At 72.2% G+C, this 18,875-nt stretch carries 20 protein-coding genes and 1 pseudogene; 8 read left to right on the forward strand and 13 right to left on the reverse strand.

What is annotated here, in order from left to right; all coding sequences use genetic code 11:
- Positions 1-9: 9 nt before the first annotated feature.
- Positions 10-378 carry a DUF4406 domain-containing protein gene (locus Plo01_RS22265; protein WP_203892606.1) on the reverse strand — a complete coding sequence of 123 codons (369 nt, stop codon included), beginning with the start codon at positions 376-378 and terminating at the stop codon, positions 10-12.
- 76 nt (positions 379-454) lie between these two features.
- On the reverse strand, positions 455-1,234 hold the full coding sequence (locus Plo01_RS22270) for a DeoR/GlpR family DNA-binding transcription regulator (protein ID WP_203892607.1): 780 nt from the start codon (positions 1,232-1,234) through the stop codon (positions 455-457).
- 175 nt (positions 1,235-1,409) lie between these two features.
- Between Plo01_RS22270 and Plo01_RS41355 the strand changes: the two are divergent.
- A pseudogene (locus tag Plo01_RS41355) lies at positions 1,410-1,988 on the forward strand (DUF2238 domain-containing protein); the annotation flags it as partial.
- Between the two features lie 63 nt (positions 1,989-2,051).
- Here the strand turns inward: Plo01_RS41355 and Plo01_RS41360 are convergent.
- Positions 2,052-2,258, reverse strand: a complete 207-nt coding sequence (locus Plo01_RS41360; protein WP_373871707.1) for a hypothetical protein — start codon at positions 2,256-2,258, stop codon at positions 2,052-2,054.
- Between the two features lie 9 nt (positions 2,259-2,267).
- On the opposite strand from Plo01_RS41360, the gene Plo01_RS41365 reads away from it, so the two are divergent.
- Positions 2,268-2,573 (forward strand): substrate-binding domain-containing protein, encoded by a 306-nt coding sequence (locus tag Plo01_RS41365; RefSeq protein WP_373871708.1) that lies wholly within the window; start codon positions 2,268-2,270, stop codon positions 2,571-2,573.
- A 65-nt stretch (positions 2,574-2,638) separates the two neighbouring features.
- On the opposite strand, the gene Plo01_RS40445 is transcribed toward Plo01_RS41365, so the two are convergent.
- The gene (locus Plo01_RS40445) at positions 2,639-3,064 is read right to left on the reverse strand and encodes a glycerophosphodiester phosphodiesterase (protein ID WP_239316836.1); all 426 of its coding nucleotides are present in this window, start codon (positions 3,062-3,064) and stop codon (positions 2,639-2,641) included.
- Between the two features lie 187 nt (positions 3,065-3,251).
- On the opposite strand from Plo01_RS40445, the gene Plo01_RS22285 reads away from it, so the two are divergent.
- Complete coding sequence (locus Plo01_RS22285) at positions 3,252-4,562, forward strand: endo-1,4-beta-xylanase (RefSeq protein WP_239316838.1); 1,311 nt, start codon at positions 3,252-3,254, stop codon at positions 4,560-4,562.
- A 100-nt stretch (positions 4,563-4,662) separates the two neighbouring features.
- The gene (fabG, locus tag Plo01_RS22290; RefSeq protein WP_203892611.1) at positions 4,663-5,424 is read left to right on the forward strand and encodes a 3-oxoacyl-ACP reductase FabG; all 762 of its coding nucleotides are present in this window, start codon (positions 4,663-4,665) and stop codon (positions 5,422-5,424) included.
- Between the two features lie 105 nt (positions 5,425-5,529).
- On the opposite strand, the gene Plo01_RS22295 is transcribed toward fabG, so the two are convergent.
- The 6 genes from Plo01_RS22295 to Plo01_RS22320 form a co-directional block, all read right to left on the reverse strand.
- Positions 5,530-6,537, reverse strand: coding sequence for a hypothetical protein (locus Plo01_RS22295; protein WP_203892612.1), 1,008 nt, complete (start codon positions 6,535-6,537; stop codon positions 5,530-5,532).
- On the reverse strand, positions 6,534-7,313 hold the full coding sequence (locus tag Plo01_RS22300; RefSeq protein WP_203892613.1) for a hypothetical protein: 780 nt from the start codon (positions 7,311-7,313) through the stop codon (positions 6,534-6,536). Before Plo01_RS22300 ends, Plo01_RS22295 begins: the two co-directional genes overlap by 4 nt.
- Before the next feature lie 249 nt (positions 7,314-7,562).
- Positions 7,563-8,720 carry an MFS transporter gene (locus tag Plo01_RS22305; RefSeq protein WP_203892614.1) on the reverse strand — a complete coding sequence of 386 codons (1,158 nt, stop codon included), beginning with the start codon at positions 8,718-8,720 and terminating at the stop codon, positions 7,563-7,565.
- 216 nt (positions 8,721-8,936) lie between these two features.
- Complete coding sequence (locus Plo01_RS22310) at positions 8,937-9,515, reverse strand: GNAT family N-acetyltransferase (protein ID WP_203892615.1); 579 nt, start codon at positions 9,513-9,515, stop codon at positions 8,937-8,939.
- Between the two features lie 67 nt (positions 9,516-9,582).
- A complete protein-coding gene (locus Plo01_RS22315; protein WP_203892616.1) occupies positions 9,583-10,209 on the reverse strand; it encodes a hypothetical protein in 627 nt (208 codons plus the stop codon).
- Positions 10,210-10,280: 71 nt separating this feature from the next.
- Positions 10,281-10,568 carry a hypothetical protein gene (locus Plo01_RS22320; RefSeq protein ID WP_203892617.1) on the reverse strand — a complete coding sequence of 96 codons (288 nt, stop codon included), beginning with the start codon at positions 10,566-10,568 and terminating at the stop codon, positions 10,281-10,283.
- A gap of 111 nt (positions 10,569-10,679) precedes the next feature.
- Between Plo01_RS22320 and Plo01_RS22325 the strand changes: the two genes are divergently transcribed.
- Positions 10,680-11,159 carry a nucleoside deaminase gene (locus tag Plo01_RS22325; RefSeq protein ID WP_203892723.1) on the forward strand — a complete coding sequence of 160 codons (480 nt, stop codon included), beginning with the start codon at positions 10,680-10,682 and terminating at the stop codon, positions 11,157-11,159.
- Between the two features lie 58 nt (positions 11,160-11,217).
- On the opposite strand, the gene Plo01_RS22330 is transcribed toward Plo01_RS22325, so the two are convergent.
- Together Plo01_RS22330 and Plo01_RS22335 are read right to left on the reverse strand one after the other, a co-directional pair.
- Positions 11,218-11,991: an SDR family NAD(P)-dependent oxidoreductase gene (locus tag Plo01_RS22330; RefSeq protein ID WP_203892618.1), complete on the reverse strand. Its 774-nt coding sequence runs from the start codon at positions 11,989-11,991 to the stop codon at positions 11,218-11,220.
- 14 nt (positions 11,992-12,005) lie between these two features.
- On the reverse strand, positions 12,006-12,500 hold the full coding sequence (locus Plo01_RS22335) for a MarR family winged helix-turn-helix transcriptional regulator (RefSeq protein WP_203892619.1): 495 nt from the start codon (positions 12,498-12,500) through the stop codon (positions 12,006-12,008).
- Between the two features lie 119 nt (positions 12,501-12,619).
- Here Plo01_RS22335 and Plo01_RS22340 point away from each other — a divergent pair, with 119 nt between their 5' ends.
- The 3 genes from Plo01_RS22340 (at position 12,620) to Plo01_RS22350 (ending at position 18,494) form a co-directional block, all read left to right on the forward strand.
- Entirely contained in the window at positions 12,620-15,880 is a 3,261-nt protein-coding gene (locus Plo01_RS22340; RefSeq protein ID WP_203892620.1) for an efflux RND transporter permease subunit, read from the forward strand.
- A gap of 265 nt (positions 15,881-16,145) precedes the next feature.
- Entirely contained in the window at positions 16,146-17,576 is a 1,431-nt protein-coding gene (gene purB, locus Plo01_RS22345; RefSeq protein ID WP_203892621.1) for an adenylosuccinate lyase, read from the forward strand.
- A gap of 6 nt (positions 17,577-17,582) precedes the next feature.
- Positions 17,583-18,494, forward strand: coding sequence for a GNAT family N-acetyltransferase (locus Plo01_RS22350; RefSeq protein ID WP_203892622.1), 912 nt, complete (start codon positions 17,583-17,585; stop codon positions 18,492-18,494).
- Here Plo01_RS22350 and Plo01_RS22355 read toward each other — a convergent pair.
- A complete protein-coding gene (locus Plo01_RS22355; protein WP_203892623.1) occupies positions 18,434-18,721 on the reverse strand; it encodes a hypothetical protein in 288 nt (95 codons plus the stop codon). The two genes, Plo01_RS22350 and Plo01_RS22355, sit on opposite strands and share 61 nt — an antisense overlap.
- Between the last annotated feature and the right edge of the window lie 154 nt (positions 18,722-18,875).

The following is an 18,875-nucleotide window of genomic DNA, read 5'->3' on the forward strand; positions in this document are numbered from 1 at the left end:
GACGCGGGGTCAGCGGGCGGACGGGACGGCGGCGAGGCTGGTGTAGACGTCCTTGCCCTGGTCCCGCGCCTGGCTGACCATGAGGTCGGCGCCCTCGGAGGGGCCGCCGATGCGCAGGACCGCGTCGCAGCGCGACAGCAGCCGCTCGGCGACGGGGTGGAAGATCTCGTCGAAGACGGCGTCGCCGTGGCGGACGCTGCCCGCCGTCTCCAGGAGGGGGAGGGCGAGGGCCTCGCCGGTGACGGGCAGGTGGCCGGCGCGGAAGAGGGTGAGCGCGGTCTCGTTCATGGCCTGGACGTTGGCCTGGAGCTTGCGGGGGTCGTCGCCGGTGCCGGAGCGGTACGGGCCGGCGACGAGGATCATCAGGGGGCGGGTCACGGTTCTCCTTCGGGTTGGTCCGGTTCGTCCGGATTGATCAAATTCGTCCGGGTTGGTCCGGGTCGTCCGGGCCGCTTCAGGCCAAGAGGGTTTCGACGCCGGCGTCCCGCAGGGCCGTCAGCGTCGGGGGGCCGCTGGGGTGGGTGGCGGGATCCCGGGCGGCGTCGTCGGTGACGAAGGTGTGCACCGCATCCAGAGGGGCCACCCGGCTGAAGGCGCGCACGCCGAGCTTGGTCGCGTCGGCCACGGCGACGGTGCGGCCGGACTGGGCGAGGCCGGCCTGCTTGACGGCCGCGTCGTCGAGGGAGAACTCGGTCCAGCCCTGCTCGGCGTGGACGCCGCCGATGGACATCACGAAGCAGTCGAAGGTCAGGGACTCCAGGGTGCGCAGGGCCAGCGGGCCGACCAGGGAGCGCTCGCCGGGCCGCGAACGGCCGCCGATCACCAGGAGGTCGATGCCGGGCCGGTCGGCCAGGCGCTGCGCGGCCTGCAGGCTGAGCACGGCGACCGTGAGCGGCGCCCGGGCGGCCAGATGGTCGGCGACGTGCACGGTCGTGGTGCCGGCGTCCAGCAGCACGCGCGAGCCGGGCTCGATCAGCGTGGCGAGGGCCGCGCCGAGGCGGTCCTTGGTGGCGGCCTGCCAGTACTCGCGGGTGGCGAAGCCGCCCCCCTCCTCCCGGGGACGGGTGGCGACCGCGCCCCCGTGCACCCTGCGGACCAGGCCCTGACGCTCCAGCGTGTCCAGGTCCCGCCGCACGGTCATCTCCGAGACGCCGAGCCGCTGGGCGAGCTCCGAGACGGCCATCCGGCCGGAGCCCTGCACCAGGCGCAGCGTCAGATCCAAACGATTCGCCACACTCACGGGCTATTTCTAACATAAAAATGTTCGGACGAACAAAATCTTGTGAGAGAGCGGATGGCGGGCCCGCTCGGCCCGCACCGGGGCGGGTCCGGCGCCGCGTCGTGCCTGGTGAGACCGGTCGCGGCGCGGTACCGTACCGTTCCGCTCCGATCACTGCCGAGGCTGACCCATGACTGACACGCCCGCCGCACGGCGGCTTCCCCTGGTACTGGCCGCCGTGGTTCTCGTCGCGCTGGCGGTGTCGGGGCTGCGGCCGTACGACCGGTTCACCTGGGGGCTGGAGGTCTTCTGGGTGATCGGCGGGCTGCCGCTGCTGGCGGTGCTCTGGCGGCGCTTCCCGCTGACCTCGCTGACCTGCTGCCTGCTGGCCGCGCACGCCCTGGTGCTGATCGTCGGCGGGCACTACACCTACGCGCGGGTCCCGTTCGGCCACTGGCTGCAGGACGTGCTGGAGCTGTCGCGCAACCCCTACGACCGCATCGGCCACCTGATGCAGGGCTTCGTGCCCGCGATCCTGGTGCGCGAGCTGCTGGTGCGGACCTCCCCGCTGCGCGGCAGCGCCTGGCTGGCGCCGCTGACCGTCTGCGCGTGCCTGGCCTTCAGCGCCTTCTTCGAGCTGCTGGAGTGGTGGGCGGCGCTGGCGGCGGGGGAGGCCGCCGACGACTTCCTGGCCGTGCAGGGCGACCAGTGGGACACCCAGTGGGACATGGCCTGCGCGCTGATCGGCGCGATCAGCGCGCTGCTGCTGCTAGCCGCCCGCACGACCGGCAGCTCGCCCGCCTGGGCGGCCCCGCCACGGGCCCGTGACCTCTCACACGGGCATCCAGACGCGCATCGTCGCGGGACCGCGGTTGCCCCAGCGGTGGTACGGCACCAGCCGGAGCCTGACGTCCGCCCCCGGCACCCGCCCGTCCGGCGAGGAGGCGTACGGCCATCCGCCCGCGTCCCCGGCTCCCAGGCACGCCCCGATCTCCAGCTCGATCGCCCCGTCCCCGGCCAGCTCGGCGGGGGGCGGCACGCCGCGGAGATGCTGCTGATGGCCGATCCCGAGATCGACGCGGTGTTCTGCGGCAGCGACCAGATCGCGGCCGGGCTCGTGGAGACGGTCAGGGAGCGTGGGCGCAGGGTGCCCGACGACATCGCGGTGGTGGGGTACGACAACTGGGAGGCGCTGTCCACCGAGACCCGGCCGGCGCTGACCACGGTGGAGATGAACCTGGAGCTGCTGGGCCGGACCGCCGCCCAGCACCTGTTCGCGGCCATCGACGGAAAGGCCACGCCGGGCGTGCACAAGATGCCGTGCCGCCTGGTGATCAGGGACTCCACCGCCTGAGCCGTTCCGATCGGCGCCCGGCGCGTTCCCCGCCCGGCCCGGATCGGAACGGCGGTGGAGCGTCCTCAGGCGGCTTCGCGGGCGGACAGGACCTCGTTGAGGACGTCCGGCCTGTTGGTGATGATTCCGCCGACGTCCAGGCCGACGGCGCGCCGCATGGCGGAGGCGCTGTCCACGGTCCAGGTGAAGACCTCCATGCCGAGGTCGTGCACCCGCCGGACGTACCCGGCGGTCAGGGCGGTGTGCGGGGGGTTGATCTGGTCGGCGAACGTCGCCAGTTCCGGCAGCCGGGCGGCGGGAGGGGTGCCGAGCAGCCCGACCGGGACGTCCGGCAGCAACCGGTGGAAGCGCCGCATCGAGGAGAAATCGAAGGCTTGCACGATCAGCCGGCGCCCGTGCGGATCAGGCCGGATCCACGACGGATGGAGCCGCAGCTCGTCCGCGACGCGCCGCTCGATGCCCGGGTACAGGGAGGGCGCCTTGATCTCCATCCGAAAGTTTCGGTCAGGCATTGACATGTTTCGGGAGGCTCCCCGAGACTGCTTCCCGGCCGAGCGCCCCGGCGGGCGTCCCACCGGGAGGCAGCACGACCGGGAACGCGGAACCTCCGGATCGATCCGTCCCCGCTCGGCCGTACCCCCACCGTTCCTCTCCGGACATCGCTCGAAGGACATCCCGATGCCGTCACATCTCGACCGCTCCGCCCGCGGCGCCGATCCCCTCATCCGGAAGCACCGCACCGCGTCCGCGGCTCTCACCGTCACCGTGGACGGGGCGCCGCCGGCCGGCCGGGAGGTGGTCGTCAGGCAGCGCGACCACAAGTTCCTCTTCGGCTGCATCGGCTTCGACTTCATCCCCCTCGCCAACGGCGAGCCCCTGCCCGAGCCCCCCGCCGGGCCGGGGGGCGGACCGGAGCAGCTGCCGGACGAGGCCGTCGCGGTGCACGACGAGGTCCTGGCGGAGCGCTGGTCCGAGCTGTTCAACTTCGCCACGCTCCCCTTCTACTGGGGCCGCTTCGAGCCGGTCCGCGGACGGCCGGACACCGAGCGGCTGCGCGAGACGGCCCGCTGGTTCGCCGACCGGGGCTGCGTGGTCAAGGGCCACCCGCTGACCTGGCACACCGTCACCGCAGACTGGCTGCTGGACCTTCCCAACGAGGAGATCGTCCGCGAGCAGGTGCACCGGATCCACCGGGAGGTGGCCGGCTTCGGCGGGCTCATCGACATGTGGGACGTCGTCAACGAGGCCGTGATCATGCCGGTCTTCGACAAGTACGACAACGGCATCACCCGCATCTGCCGGGACATGGGCCGCATCCCGCTGATCAGGACGGTCTTCGACGCCGCGCGCGAGGCCAACCCGCGCGCCACGCTCCTGCTCAACGACTTCGACATGTCCACCGCCTACGAGTGCCTGATCGAGGGCGTGCTCGAGGCGGGCATCGAGATCGACGCGCTCGGGCTCCAGAGCCACATGCACCAGGGCTACTGGGGCGAGGAGAAGACCCTCGCCGTCATCGACCGCTTCGCGCGCTACGGGCTGCCGATCCACTTCACCGAGACCACCATCGTGTCCGGTCGCATCATGCCGCCGGAGATCGAGGACCTGAACGACCACCGGGTGCCGGAGTGGCCGACGACCCCGGAGGGCGAGGAGCGCCAGGCCGAGGAGATCGTCCGCCACTACAAGACCCTGCTGTCCCACCCGGCGGTGGAGGCGATGACGTACTGGGGGTTCTCCGACGGCGGATGGCTCGGCGCGCCGGGGGGATTCGTCCGCCTCGACGGCACGCCGAAGCCCTCCTACGAGGCGCTGCACTCCCTGATCAAGGGGGAATGGTGGCTGGAACCGACCACGATGGCCGTCGGCGACGACGGCCTGGTCCGTTTCAACGGGTTCCTCGGCGAGTACGAGGTCACGGCCGAGGGGAGGACGGCGGGCTTCAGGCTCGACGAACCGGGCGAGACGGCGCTCAGCGTGGCTCTCTGACCCCGTCCGCCGGCCGTGGCGCACCGGTCCGCCCGGGTCCTTTTTGCGTACGATCGTTTCCCGTCCCTCAAGCGCACTCCGCAAGCCACCGGGAGACCCCATGACCCAGCAGGCACCCCGTACGGCCATCGTCACCGGCGCGGCGCGAGGCATCGGCGCCGCGACCGCCAGGCGACTGGCCAGGGACGGCTTCGCCGTGGCCGTCCTCGACCTGAACGCCGACGCCTGCGAACCGCTCGTCGCCGAGATCGCCTCCGACGGCGGGCGGGCACTGGCCGTCGGCGCGGACGTCTCCGACGAGCGGGCCGTGGCCGACGCGGTGGCGCGCGTCGCCGACGAGCTCGGCGCGCCGACCGTGCTGGTCAACAACGCCGGCATCATCCGCGACAACCTGCTGTTCAAGATGAGCGCCGGTGACTGGGACGCGGTCATGGGCGTCCACCTGCGCGGCGCGTTCCTGATGAGCCGGGCCGTCCAGGCGTTCATGACCGAGGCCCGGTGGGGCCGGATCGTCAACCTCTCCAGCACCTCGGCGCTCGGCAACCGCGGCCAGGCCAACTACTCCGCCGCCAAGGCGGGACTGCAGGGCTTCACCAAGACCCTCGCCCTCGAGCTGGGCAAGTTCGGTGTCACGGTCAACGCCATCGCCCCCGGCTTCATCGAGACCGAGATGACCGCTGCCACCGCCGAGCGCCTGGGCGTGCCCTTCGACGACTTCAAGAAGGCGGCCGCGGCCCAGATCCCCGTGCAGCGGACCGGCCGCCCCGAGGACATCGCGCACACCGTGTCGTTCTTCGTCAGCGAGGGCGCGGGATTCGTCTCCGGCCAGGTCATCTACGTGGCCGGAGGACCGCGCGCCTGATCGCGCGGCGGGCTTCCCGGCCGCGCAGGCGCGCCGCCCGGGCCCGGCGCGTCCGGTGACGTGCTGTTCCCGCCCGGCGGATGTTCCCGCCCGGCGGAGGACGGCTCAGCAGGCGGCGGGCAGGGCGGCGGCGCGGTCGGCGCGCAGGAACTCCACGCGCAGCGTCGAACTGCGCGGCAGCAGGATCGCCACGCCGTCGCTGACGTTCCATCTCGCCGGCAGGAAGACGTACTGGTCGGCGGAGTGCACGATGAGCTTGAGCCCGTCGTAGCGGTACCGGTAGGCGGCCTTGCCGTCGCGGCAGAGGGTCTCGCGAACCCCGGGGGCGGTCAGGCTGAGACTGTTCTGGCTGTACAGGACGGCGCTGGGCTCGTACCGGAGCCGGGCCGCCAGGCCGTGGGCCCTGGTGGTGCCGGCCGCGGCGGCGTAGTCGGCCGCGGCCCAGAACAGGCTGATCGCGACCAGGACGAAGGTGACCGCCCACTCGGCGATCGCGGCCAGCGCGGGCCTGCCGGCGGCCCGGTCGGCGTGCAGCCGCCGGGCGTAGGCCAGCAGGAGCACCCCCGTGGCCAGGCACAGGGGAGCGGCCGCCAGATGCCGGCTCAGCGTGGTGACGGTGAAGACGCTCGCGACCCCGGCGAGCATGAGGACGACGCCGACCAGCACCATCACCGGAACGACATGGCGCAGCAGGCGGGGCAGGGGCCCGGCGGCCATGCGGGTGCGCAGCGCGGCATGGGCCCACAGGGCGACGAGCGCGATCAGCGCGGCCACCGTGAGCGGAACGAACAGCACTTTCTGGCTGTTGATCAGGTAGTCGGCGGTGGAGAAGCCGAGCACCGTGGCGTTGACCCCGAACTCGTGGAACAGCCAGTAGGTGTAGTTCCAGCCGAAGAAATACAGCAGGGCGGTCAGCAGACTCGTCGGCGCGACGATGGTGCCGAGGAGCTGGGCGAGCGTCCCCAGCCCCGCGGCCTGCGGGGCCTGGAGGTCCTGCTGCTGTTCGCGGCCTTGGCCCTGGCCCTGGTCCTGCTCTTGTTCCTGGTCCTGCTCTTGTTGCTGGCCCCGTCCGTGATCCTGCTCCCGGCCTTGTCCGGGGTCCGGCTCGGTCATGACGGAGGCGCCACCGGCTGCTGCTCCTCGACGCCCGGCTGCCGGTCGTCGGGCGCCTCATAGCCGGAGTCGCCGGAGTCACCGGAGTCACCGGAGTCGCCGCTGTCCTGCTCGGGCCCGGCGGGCGGCGCCTCACCCTCACCGCCGGTGTCCCCTTCACCACCCTCGCCACCCTCGCCGGTCTCGCCGGTCTCGCCGGTCTCGCCGGTCTCGCCGGTCTCACCGGTCTCACCGGTCTCACCGGTCTCACCGGTCTCACCGCCGTTACCCTCTCCACCGTCGAGGCACTCGTCGGAAACCAGGACGGTCAAGGTCGTGCCCTGCTTCACCTCCTGACCCGCCGGTGGGTCGAAGCCTTGGAAGGAGCACAGTGAGTCCGGATCCGGGCCCTGCGCCCTGGCGTCCAGGGACAGGCAGACGGTGCCGTCGTCGCAGTTGTTCTGGACTTCACCCGCGATGATGCCCAGCAGCTCCTCGAGGCTGTCGAAAGTCGCGCCCTCATTCGGGATGTCCGGGACGTTGACCGGCGAGACCGGTACCTGGACGTCGCCGGGGTCGCCGCCCTGGGCGTTCGGACTGCTCTGGACGTCTTGATCGTCCTGATCGCCCCCGTCGCCCTGGCCCTCCTGGCTCTCCTGACCGTTCTGGCCTTCCTGGCCGCTCTGACCCTCTTGACCGTTCTGGCCGCCCTGATTCTCCTGGTTCTCCTGGGCGTCTTGGTTCTCCCGGCCGCTCTGGCCGTTCTGATCGCCCTGGTTGCCCGTTCCGCCTGTCACCCCCGCCATTTCGGCCCCCGGCCCGGCGCTTCCGCACGCGGCCGCCGACAGGCCAAGCAGGAATGCGGCGGCCGGCGCCGCCAGACGCTGCACGAATGACATCTCTGAATCTCCGCCGATATAGCAAGGAATTTACCTTACGTAATCACCTCTCAACTATCAGTTATAAACCCTATTTCCTCTTGAATACACCTATATCGATCGATTCATTCGCATATGAGACTTTGATCTACATTGTAAAGGGGCTGGTCATCGAGACCGCAGCGCTCCGGCCGAGGCGGCCATGAAAGCGGCGAGAGCGGCGGGGATGGCCAGAGCGGCGGGAAGGCCGACGAGTTCGGAGACGCCGCCGATGATGGCGGGCCCGGCGACGAGCCCGGCGTAGCCGACGGTGGCCACCTGGGCGATGGCCTGCCCGGCGCGGGCCGGGTCGTGGTTGCCGGCGGCGGAGAACACCTGGGGGACGATGGTGGCCAGGCCGAGACCGAAGAGCGCGAAGCCGGCGATGGCGACCGGGACGTTGCCCACGAGGAGGGCGCCGCCCAGGCCGAGTGCGGCGATGACGCCGGAGACGCGGACGAGGCGGACGGGGCCGTAGCGCAGGGCGAGGTGGTCTCCGGCGAAGCGGCCGACAGTCATGGCGGTGGAGAAGACGGCGAAGCCGAGGGCGGCGACGCTCTCGGAGGCGCGGAGGTCTTCGAAGAGGTAGACGGAGGTCCAGTCGACGGCCGCGCCCTCGCCGACGAGTCCGGCGAAGGCGACGACGCCCATGAGGACGATCCAGCCGCTCCAGGGAGCGCGGCCGGCGCCGGCGGAGGCGTGGTCGCCGGTGGCGGCGGCGGACGGCAGCAGGTGGCGCCCGGCGTAGAGGGAGATCAGGACCAGCGGGACGGCGGTGGCGACGAGGGTGATCCCGGCGCCGAGGCCGAAGAGGGCGAACAGGCCGCCGATCCCGGCGCCGATGAGGCCGCCGACGCTGAACATGCCGTGGAAGGAGGACATGATGGGGCGGCCGTAGGCGCGTTCGACCTCGACGCCGTGGGCGTTCATGGAGACGTCGAGGGAGGCGTTGACGACGCCGTACAGGAAGAGGGCGACGATGAGGGAGGGGAGGGTGGGCATGTAGCCCGCGGGGACGACGGCGAGGGCGGTGCCGATGCCGGCGGGGACGACGACGCGGGCGCTGCCGAGGCGGTCGGTGAGGCGGCCGGCGAAGCGCATGCCGACGACGAGGCCGACGGCGATGGCGAGCAGTCCGTAGCTGAGCTGGCCGTCGGTGAGGTTCAGGGTGCTCTTGACGGCGGGGATGCGCGCGGCCCAGACGCCGGAGACGGTGCCGAGGAGGACGAAGAAGTAGGACACGGCGCGGCGGGCGTTGACGGCCTGCTGGGTCGTGGTGGTGCTCATGGGGGTCCCTGGGGATTGAAGATCGGTACGGCGCGGCCATTCAATCACCGGGTGAGAAGGATCAAGCCCTGCAGGGGCCGGGAAGGCCCCTGACAGGTTCCCGGGCTCCGGTCGCCCGGCTTCCAGGCGCCGGACTCCGGCCTTCGAGCCCGGGGTTCTCAACCTCCGGGCTCCGGTCTCCGGGCTCTCAAAACCCGGGCTCCGAACTCCGGGCTCTCAGACTCCGGCCGCCCGGCCGCTGAGCCACTGCTCCCGTGTGATCGCGTACTCGACCTCGCCGAGCTCGCTGCCGGGGAGTGGTTCGTCCCAGTCCATGTGGAACGTGCGGATGTGCTGCAGGCCGACCGCGGTCATCGTCGCGCGGGAGGCGGTGTTGACCGCCATCGTCTCGGCGAAGACGCGGGTCAGTCCGAGGTCCTCGAACCCGTGCCGGATGAGCTCGCGGGCGCCCTCGCTGGCCAGGCCCTGGCGCCAGTGGCGGCGCAGGATCCGGTAGCCGAGCTCGGCCTGCCCGCCGGCCGGGCCCTGATCGGCGCGCTGGGGCGGCTCCAGGATCCACCAGCCGACGAACCGTCCCTCGACGAGGCCGGCCCAGAAGCCGAGCCCCGGGACGAGGCCGGCGACCGCGAGCCGCTCGTGGTGGAGGCGTTCGACCTCCTCGCGGGTGCGGGCGCGGCCGTTGCCGAGGTAGCGCATGACCTCGGGGTCGGCGTCGAGTTCGATCTCGTGCTCGAGGTGGTCGTCGGAGAGGGGGACGAGCTGGATGCGGCTGGTGCGCAGGGTCGCCTGAGACATGGGCGCATTCTCGCGTGTGATCCGCTCGCGGATCAGCTGGATTTTCCGGGACCCCGCCAGTTGGGGCTCAGCCCCTCATGAGCCCCGACCGGCGGGCCAGCTCGTCCTCCAGGGCCGTGCCCTTCCTCGTGCCCGGTCTGCCGCGGGTGACGTAGCGGAACGGCATGCCTCCCGGCACCGCCAGGACGCCGCCGAAGCGGGTGTCCCCGGCGAACCACATCTCGTCGCCGGCCACCGGGCCCCGGGGGCCGGGGCCGTCCCAGCCGTCCCACGGCGGCGGGAACGCGCAGTGGCTCTGGCCGTCCGGCTGGAGCAGCACCACCCTGTTCTCGGTGCTCCACCGGCGGCCCCGCGAACGTTCCCCGTCGCCCGAGACCACCTTCACCGGCTGGTCGCGGCACGGCCACACCTGCCAGCCGTAGGTCTGCAGGATCCGTCGCTCCCTGCGCCGCGCGCGGCGCCACAGCACCGCCAGGCCCGCCGTCACCGAGAACGTGACCGCGAGCATCCAGCCGATCGCCCCCGCGGGGCCTCCCGCCGGGAGGAGGACGGCCACGAGCACGCCCTGGGGGACCAGCCCGGCCAGGGCCCAGACGACTCCCGCGCGTTCACGGCGGCGCAGGACGGCTTCCACTCCGGGGGTGGCGAGGGCCTGGCCCGGCAGGACGGCGTAGCCGTACCGGTCTGCGATCAACGGGAACCTCCGGGAACGGTCGTCGGCTCGTGGCGGCGGGATCGCCCGGAGGCGGTCCCGCGCAGGCTGGGTCACTCTGAGCGCTGGTCCGCTTCCTGCCGCCGGAACATGCACGTGAGGACGCGCGCGCCATTGCCGTACATGCTCTCGAGCATGCGCTCCAGGCGCCATCCCTCCCGCTCGATGCGGCTGATCGCCTCGGTGGCCCCCCACGAGGTCTGAACCTGCCTGTACTTCCTGGGCACCTCATCCGGGATGTAGGCGACGTAGACCCCGTAGCCGCGCTCGAAAGCGGCTCGCGCGTCCTGCGAGAGCTGCTCCTGGTCCTGGCCGTCCTCATCCCCGCCGAAAAGTCCCATGCCGGTCACCTTTCCATGCTCACTTGCGGAAACACATGATCGAACGATGATGGTGCACGGATGGTTCCACGTGTCCGGCGAGCTGTCGTATTCCTGTTCCTGGAGGTCATCATGGTGGGCGAGGCCGAGCTGCGGTACCTGCGCCGTTGTGTGGAGCTGGCGGCCGAGGCCCTGGAGGAAGGGGACGAGCCGTTCGGTTCCGTGCTCGTCGCCGCGGACGGGACGATCCTGGCCGAGGACCACAACCGGGTGGCCTCCGGGGACCGGACCCGTCATCCGGAGTTCGAGCTGGCGCGCTGGGCCGCGGCGAACATGACCCCGGGGGAGCGGGCGGCGGCGACCGTCTTCACCTCGGGCGAGCACTGCCCGATGTGCGCTGCGGCGCACGGCTGGGTGGGGCTGGGGCGCATCGTGTACGCGAGCTCTTCGGAACAGCTGGCGGGCTGGCTGGCCGAGCTGGGGGTGCCCGCGCCCCCGGTGCGGACCCTGCCCGTCCGCGAGGTCGTGCCCGGGGCGGTGGTGGAGGGTCCCGTCGCCGCTCTCGCGGAGGAGGTGCGTGAGCTGCACCGCCGTTTCCACGGCGCGTCCTGAGCCGGGCACGCCGTGGTCGGCGGGGAGGGCCGCGCGGTCGCCGGAGGAGCCCGCGCGGTCAGTGGACGGAGAAGCCGCCGTCCACGCAGATGGTCTGCCCGGTGAGGTAGGCGGAGGCGGGTCCGGCCAGGAAGACGGCCACGCCGGCGAAGTCGGCGGGCAGGCCGTTGCGGCCGGTCATGGAGCGGGCGGCGAGGGCCTCGACGCGGCCGGGAACGGCCTGGGCGGGTTCGGTGAGGGGGGTCAGGACGAAGCCGGGGATGATCGTGTTGCTGGTGACCCCGTGGGCGGACCAGGCCTCGGCCTGGGAGCGGGTCAGTCCGGCGATGGCGGCCTTGGAGACGCCGTAGACGCCGCTGTCGCCGAAGGCGCTGATGGACTGCTGGGAGCCGATGTTGATGATGCGGCCCCAGCCGCGGGCGGCCATGCGGGGACCGTAGTGCTGGCCGAGCAGGTAGGGGGCGGTGAGGTTGACGGCGATGGTCTGGTCGTAGTCGTCGTCGGTGAGCTCGGCCATGGGGCGGCGGATGTTGTTGGCGGCGTCGTTGACGAGGATGTCGATGTCGCCGTACGGGGCGGCGGCCTGCTCGCACAGGCGGGCGACGTCGGCGCGGTCGCCGGCGTCGGCGCTGACGGCGACGGCCTGGACACCGTGCCGCCGGAGGTTCTCGACGGCGGTGGCCAGGGGGCCGGGGCGGCGGGCGGCGATGACGACGCGCGCGCCGGCGCGGCCGAGGGCCTCGGCGATGGCGTAGCCGATGCCGGAACTGCCTCCGGTGACGAGGGCGGTACGGCCGGCCAGGGAGAACAGGTCGTCAAGGTATCCAGGCATAGCCAAGGAACCTATCATCCCACCTTTTTCTCGCGGGAGTCTTCTCCGGGTTCTTCCTCGAGGCTGAAGGCGGCGGCCTGGATCTCGTCGAGGACGGCGTGCAGATCGTGGAGGAGCCGCGTGTCGAGGCGTTCGAGCAGGCGGCGGAAGTCGTTGATGCCGGCCTCGGAGATGCGTTCGAGGAAGGTGCGGCCCTCGGGGGTCAGTTCGACGCGGCGGACGCGGCGGTCGTGGGGGTCCTCGCGGCGGGTGACGAGGCCGTGGCCGATGAGGCGGTCGACGATGCCGGTGACGGTGCCCAGCCCCACGTCGAGGTGGTGGGCGATGTCCTGCCCCGAGGCCGACTCCTGCGCGGCCAGGAACATGATGACTTTCAGCTGGCGCATGGTGAGGTTGGAGTCGAGCAGGGGAGAAGAGTGCTGACGGCTTCCGGCGAGAAATCGGCCCAGGTCACGCTGTATCTGTCCGATCCGGTCGATCAGCCGGTCGCGTTCGTCGTCCACGCTCACCCTCTCGTTCCTGAGAAGGTTATCAGGATTGTATGACCTCGTTAAATATTCGTTCGGGGCGAAGTGTTAGTCTGTGGCGAAATTTACAGTGACATCCCCGGCCCTAGGAGTCCGTCCTCATGACCGCCCTGGCCAGGTTGAGCCTCGCCAACCGCAGCCTCGTCATAATGATCGCGGTGGTGCTGAGCGCGTTCGGCGCCTTCGCGATCCCGTCGTTGAAACAGCAGTTGCTGCCCTCGTTGTCGTTCCCCGGGGCGTTCGTGGTCGCGCCCTACCTGGGGGCCTCTCCCGAGATCGTCGAGGAGCAGGTCACCAAGCCGATCGAGGACAGTTTCCAGGGAATCGCGGGGATCACCGAGGTGACCTCCACCTCCCGGGAGGGCATGTCCCAGGTCCAGGCGGCCTTCGAGTACGGCACCGACATCGACGCCGCGGTCGGCAAGATGCAGCAGGCGATCTCGCGGATCGAGGCGCAGCTGCCGGACGGGGTCGAGCCGCAGGTGCTGGCCGGAAGCACCGACGACATCCCGGTGGTCGTCCTGGCCGTGGAGAGCGGCGGCGGCGGCGAACGGGAGATGGCCGACAAGCTCGAGCGCGTCATGGTGCCGGAGCTGCGGGGCGTCGAGGGCGTCCGAGACGTGACGGTGACCGGCACCCGCGACGAGAACGTGGTGATCACCCCCGACCTGCGCAAGCTCGCGCTGCTCGGCCTCCAGCCGACCGCGATCGCCGACGCGCTGCGGGCCAACGGCCAGTCGATCCCGGCCGGCAGCCTCACCGAGGACGACAAGTCGCTGACCGTGCAGGTCGGCACCGGGATCGACTCCGTCGAGGAGCTCAAGGACCTCTACCTGACCCCGGCGGCGCCGGCCCAGGCCCAGCAGCCGCAGGCCGCGCAGCAGGGCCGTACGGCCCAGGGGCAGGCGCAGGGCCGGCCGGCCTCCGGTCAGCAGGGACAGCAGGCGCGGCCGGCGGCGGCGCCCAAGCCGGTCCGGCTCGGCGACGTCGCCGAGGTGGAGCGCGAGCTCGCGGCGGCGACCACGCTGACCCGGACCAACGGCAAGACGAGCCTGGGCGTGTCGATCACCATGTCGCCCGACGGCAACGCGGTGGCGATCTCGAACGCGGTGGAGCAGAAGATCCCGGACATCGTGCGCGCCCTCGGCGACGCCTCGGCGGTGACGGTCATCTTCGACCAGGCGCCCTACGTCGAGCGCTCGATCAAGGACCTGACCACCGAGGGCCTGCTCGGCCTGGTCTTCGCGGTCCTGGTCATCCTGGTGTTCCTGCTGTCGCTGCGCTCGACGCTGGTGACGGCGGTCTCGATCCCGCTCTCGGTGATCATCGCGCTGATCGCGCTCTGGCTGGGCGACTACTCGCTGAACATGCTGACGCTGGGCGCGCTGACGATCGCGGTCGGCCGCGTGGTGGACGACTCGATCGTGGTGCTGGAGAACATCAAGCGGCACCTGGGGTACGGCGAGGCCAAGCGCGACGCCGTGCTGGCGGGTGTGCGCGAGGTGAGCGGCGCGGTGACGGCCTCGACGCTGACGACGGTGGCGGTGTTCGCGCCGATCGCGGTGGTCGGCGGCATGGTGGGGCAGCTGTTCGCGCCGTTCGCGATCACGGTGACGGTGGCGCTGCTGGCGTCGCTGCTGGTGTCGCTGACGGTCATCCCGGTGCTGGCCTACTGGTTCCTGAAGGCCCCGGTGCTCACCCCGGAGCAGGCGCGGGCGGTCCGCGAGGAGGCCGAGGCCAAGGAGCTGCGCAGCCCGCTGCAGCGCGCCTACCTGCCGGTCCTGCGCTTCGCCACCCGGCGTCGCCTGGTGACGGTGCTGATCGGCATCGTGGTGTTCATCGGCACGATGGGCCTGGCCGGGCGGCTGGAGACCAACTTCCTGGACTCCTCCGGGCAGGACACCATCTCCATCAGCCAGAAGATGCCCGTCGGCACGGACCTGGAGACGACCGACGCGGCCGCCGAGAAGGTCGAGGGGGTGCTCGCCTCCCTCAAGGACCAGGGCGTGAAGTCCTACCAGGTCAACGTCGGCGGCGGCGGCATGTTCATGGGCGGCGCGACGGGCGGCGGCGGCGACCGCGCCTCGTACTCGGTGTCGGTGGCCGAGGGCGCCGACACCCCGGCGCTGGAGGAGACCCTGCGCGAGCGCTTCAAGGCGCTGCCGGACGTCGGTGAGATCACGGTCGGCGGCAGCGGCGGCGGCATGGGCGGCTCCACCAACCAGGTCCAGGTGATCGTGCAGGCGCCGGACCTGGCGACGCTGAAGACGGCCGCCGAGACCGTGCGCGGCGAGATGGCCGAGCTGGGCGGGCTGCGGGACGTCACCTCCAACCTGGAGGCCAGCGCCGAGCGGATCGAGGTCCGGGTGGACCGCGAGAAGGCCGCCGCCAGGGGGCTGAGCGAGGCGGTGATCGGCCAGCTCGTCGCGCAGCGGTTCCGCGGCGCGCCGCTGGGCCAGATGACGCTGGACGGGCGGCCCGGAGATGTGATCCTGAGCAGCGGTGACGCGCCCGAGGACGTGGCCGACATCCGCAAGCTGGCCCTGCCGACCGCGACCGGAATGATCGAGCTGTCGGACGTGGCGGACGTGGAGAAGGTCGGCGGGCCGACGCAGGTGACCCGGATCGACGGCGAGCGCAGCGCCACGGTGTCGGGCACGGCCACCGCCAGTGACCTGGGGGCCGTGTCGGCGGAGCTGACGGACAAGCTCAAGGGCCTGTCGCTGCCGGCCGGGGCCTCCTACACCATCGGCGGCGTGAGCGCCGACCAGGCCGAGGCGTTCGGGCAGCTCGGGCTGGCGATGCTGGCCGCCATCGCGATCGTCTTCATGATCATGGTGGCGACGTTCCGGAGCTTCGCCCAGCCGCTGATCCTGCTGGTGTCCATCCCGTTCGCGGCGACCGGCGCGATCGGGCTGCTGCTGGCCACCGACACCCCGATGGGCGTGCCCGCGCTGATCGGCATGCTGATGCTGATCGGCATCGTGGTGACGAACGCGATCGTGCTGATCGACCTGATCAACCAGTACCGCGAGCAGGGCCTGGGCATCGTGGAGGCGGTGATCGAGGGAGGACGCCGCCGCCTGCGCCCGATCCTGATGACCGCGGTGGCGACGATCTTCGCGCTGGTCCCGATGGCGCTGGGCCTGACCGGGTCGGGCGGGTTCATCTCGCAGCCGCTGGCGATCGTGGTGATCGGCGGACTGCTGTCGTCGACGTTGCTGACGCTGGTGCTGGTGCCGACCCTGTACGTGATGCTGGAGCGGACCAAGGAGCGCTTCCGCCGTACCAAGAAGAAGGACGGCGAGGCGGAGCCCGAGGTGAAGGTCTACGACAAGGACGAACTGGCCCAGGTCACCTGAGGACCCGCTTCCCGGACCGCCCCGCCAGTCGGCGGCGGTCCGGGAACGGGATCGTCCTGATCGCCGTACGGCGGCGCCTCCCGCCGCCGTACGGCGATCCGCCGTCGCGGCCCCGGAGCGCGGGCGGGAGCCGGGACGGGCGGGCCGGCCGGGGCGCCGCGACGGCGAGGTCTCCCCGGTGCCGCGACGGCGAGGTCTCCCCGCCCGCGGCAGGGGAGGGGGCGGGCGCGTGCCGGCCGCGGGCGCCTCGATAGACTGCGGCAACGTGACTTCCAAGCCCCGCATCCCCAATGTCCTGGCCGCCCGCTACGCCTCCGCGGAGCTGGCCCGCCTGTGGTCCCCCGAGTACAAGGTGGTGGCCGAGCGGCGCCTGTGGCTGGCCGTGCTGGCCGCGCAGGCGGAACTGGGGATCGAGGTCCCCGCGGGCGTGGTGGCCGACTACGAGAAGGTCCTGGAGCAGGTGGACCTGGCCTCCATCGCCGAGCGCGAGCGCGTCACCCGCCACGACGTCAAGGCCCGCATCGAGGAGTTCAACGCCCTGGCCGGGCACGAGCACGTGCACAAGGGCATGACCTCCCGGGACCTGACCGAGAACGTCGAGCAGCTGCAGATCCGCGACAGCCTGCTGCTGGTGCGCGACCGGTGCGTGGCGCTGCTGGCGCGGCTGGCGGCGCTGGCCGCCGAGCACTCGGGCGCCGTGATGGCGGGCCGCTCGCACAACGTGGCCGCGCAGTCGACGACGCTGGGCAAGCGCTTCGCCTCGGCCGCCGACGAGCTGCTGGTGGCGTTCGCCCGGCTGGAGGAGCTGATCGCCCGCTACCCGCTGCGCGGGATCAAGGGGCCGGTCGGCACCGCCCAGGACATGCTGGACCTGCTGGGCGGCGACCGCGGCAGGCTGGCGGAGCTGGAGGACCGCGTCGCCGCCCACCTGGGCTTCGCCCACCGCTTCACCAGCGTCGGGCAGGTCTACCCGCGCTCGCTGGACTACGAGGTGCTCACCGCGCTGGTGCAGCTGGCCGCCGCGCCCTCGTCGCTGGCCAAGACGATCCGGCTGATGGCCGGGCACGAGCTGGTCACCGAGGGGTTCGCCGAGGGCCAGGTCGGCTCCTCGGCGATGCCGCACAAGATGAACACCCGCTCGTGCGAGCGGGTCAACGGGCTGACGGTGGTCCTGCGCGGTTACGCGTCGATGGGCGCCGAGCTGGCCGGGGACCAGTGGAACGAGGGCGACGTGTCGTGCTCGGTGGTGCGCCGGGTGGCGCTGCCGGACGCGTTCTTCGCCTTCGACGGGCTGGTGGAGACGATGCTGACCGTCCTGGACGAGTTCGGCGCGTTCCCCGCGGTGATCGCCGCCGAGCTGGACCGCTACCTGCCGTTCCTGGCGACCACGAAGATGCTGATGGCCGCGGTGCGGGCCGGGGTGGGCCGGGAGACCGCGCACGAGCTGATCAAGGAGCACGCGGTGGCGTCGGCGCTGGCGATGCGCGAGCGCGGGGCCGGCAACGAGCTGCTGGACCGGCTGGCGGCCGACGAGCGCTTCCCGCTGGACCGGGCCGGGCTCCAGACGCTGCTGGCCGACCGGATCGCGTTCACCGGCGCGGCGGCCGAGCAGGTCGAGGCGGTCGTGGCGCGCGTGGGCGAGATCACCGCCCGCCACCCGCAGGCCGCCGCGTACGCGCCCGGCGCGATCCTGTAGCTGCCGGTGGAGCTGACGGACGTGGAACCGGCGGACGTGGAACCGGCGGACGCGGAGCTGACGGACGCCGGGGACGTCGCGGTCGCGGCCGGTGACGACGCCATGGTCGTGTGGGCCGCGCAGGGGCTGCGCGGCGGGGTGCGGGCGTGGACGCTGGACGGGGCGGTGGCGGTGGCCAGCCCCGACCTGAACCGCCGCGACCGCCTGACCGTGCGCGGAGGCGCGCCCGAGGTGACCGAGCTGGTACGGCGGGTGCTGCCGGAGCTGGGGCCCTCCTACCGGCTGCTGGGCGAGCGGCCGCTGGTCGCCGAGGTGGTACGGCGGCTGCCGGGTGCGGAGATCGTGGGCGCCTTCGAGTGGATGGACACCGCCGGGGCCGGCAGGGCGGCGCGGCCGGGGGCCGTCCCGCACCGGAAGACCACCGGCTCCTCTCGGGTGCGGAACGGTGAGGTCGTCCCGCACGGCAGGCCCTCCGGGGCCGGCCCGGGCGGGAACGGCGAGGCGGTCCCGGATCGTCCCGGCCGGGACGGGCCGGTGAGCTGGCTGGCGCCCGAGGCCGACGACGAGGTGACGGAGCTGCTGGCCGAGGCGTCGCCGTCGGCCTGGGCGGTTCCGGGACTGCCCGGGATCCGCCGCTGGGCCGGGCTGCGCGACGCCGCCGGGACGCTCGTGGCCACGGCGGCCGACGCCTGGTCGGCGCCGGAGGTCGGCTTCGTCGCCGGGGTGGCCACCGCCCCGGCCTTACGGGGCAGGGGGCTGGGGGAGGCGGTGTGCCGGTTCGTGGTCGACGGGCTGGCCGCCGAGCACGGCCGGGTGGCGCTGATGGTCGACACCCACAACGCCGGGGCGATCCGCGTCTACGAGCGGCTGGGCATGCGCATCCGCCCGGTCGCCGCCGCGACGCTCATCCCCGGGTAGGACACACCTGCCGGTAGGCCACCCCGGGCAGGTGCTCGCGCCACTCCTGCGCGGTGAGCGTGCTCCCGGCGCGGGCGCACACCCGCGCCGCCATCTGCGGGGTCCGCGTCCATCTCCGGGAACCAGTCGACGATCTCCTCCGGATAGGTGTCCTTCCAGTGCTCGCGGGCCTGCTCCGGGGTCAGCTCGACGAACGTCACATCCCGGCCGACGGCCTGGCCGATCATCCGTACGGCGTCGACGCGCCTGACCGGTTCCGGGCCGGTGGGCAGGTAGGTCCTGCCCGGGCAGTCCGGCGGCGGCAGCGCTGACGTGGGCTTTCCCCCTCGGACCCCGGCGGGCGGGGAAGATTTTCCTCGCGTGCCGCCTCGCGGGGCGGCC

This window comes from Planobispora longispora, from assembly GCF_016863135.1.
GTDB classification, from domain to species: Bacteria; Actinomycetota; Actinomycetes; order Streptosporangiales; family Streptosporangiaceae; genus Planobispora; species Planobispora longispora.

What these genes read in the sequence shown, in the direction of transcription:
- Plo01_RS22310 (WP_203892615.1), bottom strand. Translation starts at nt 9,515, where the DNA reads ATGTCTCAGGCGACCCTGCGCACCAGCCGCATCCAGCTCGTCCCCCTC.
- Plo01_RS22355 (WP_203892623.1), bottom strand. Translation starts at nt 18,721, where the DNA reads ATGATCGGCCAGGCCGTCGGCCGGGATGTGACGTTCGTCGAGCTGACC.
- Plo01_RS22305 (WP_203892614.1), bottom strand. Translation starts at nt 8,720, where the DNA reads ATGAGCACCACCACGACCCAGCAGGCCGTCAACGCCCGCCGCGCCGTG.
- Plo01_RS22285 (WP_239316838.1), top strand. Translation starts at nt 3,252, where the DNA reads ATGCCGTCACATCTCGACCGCTCCGCCCGCGGCGCCGATCCCCTCATC.
- Plo01_RS41365 (WP_373871708.1), top strand. Translation starts at nt 2,268, where the DNA reads ATGCTGCTGATGGCCGATCCCGAGATCGACGCGGTGTTCTGCGGCAGC.
- fabG (WP_203892611.1), top strand. Translation starts at nt 4,663, where the DNA reads ATGACCCAGCAGGCACCCCGTACGGCCATCGTCACCGGCGCGGCGCGA.
- Plo01_RS22320 (WP_203892617.1), bottom strand. Translation starts at nt 10,568, where the DNA reads ATGGGACTTTTCGGCGGGGATGAGGACGGCCAGGACCAGGAGCAGCTC.
- Plo01_RS22325 (WP_203892723.1), top strand. Translation starts at nt 10,680, where the DNA reads ATGGTGGGCGAGGCCGAGCTGCGGTACCTGCGCCGTTGTGTGGAGCTG.
- Plo01_RS22330 (WP_203892618.1), bottom strand. Translation starts at nt 11,991, where the DNA reads ATGCCTGGATACCTTGACGACCTGTTCTCCCTGGCCGGCCGTACCGCC.
- Plo01_RS40445 (WP_239316836.1), bottom strand. Translation starts at nt 3,064, where the DNA reads ATGGAGATCAAGGCGCCCTCCCTGTACCCGGGCATCGAGCGGCGCGTC.
- Plo01_RS22295 (WP_203892612.1), bottom strand. Translation starts at nt 6,537, where the DNA reads ATGACCGAGCCGGACCCCGGACAAGGCCGGGAGCAGGATCACGGACGG.
- Plo01_RS22340 (WP_203892620.1), top strand. Translation starts at nt 12,620, where the DNA reads ATGACCGCCCTGGCCAGGTTGAGCCTCGCCAACCGCAGCCTCGTCATA.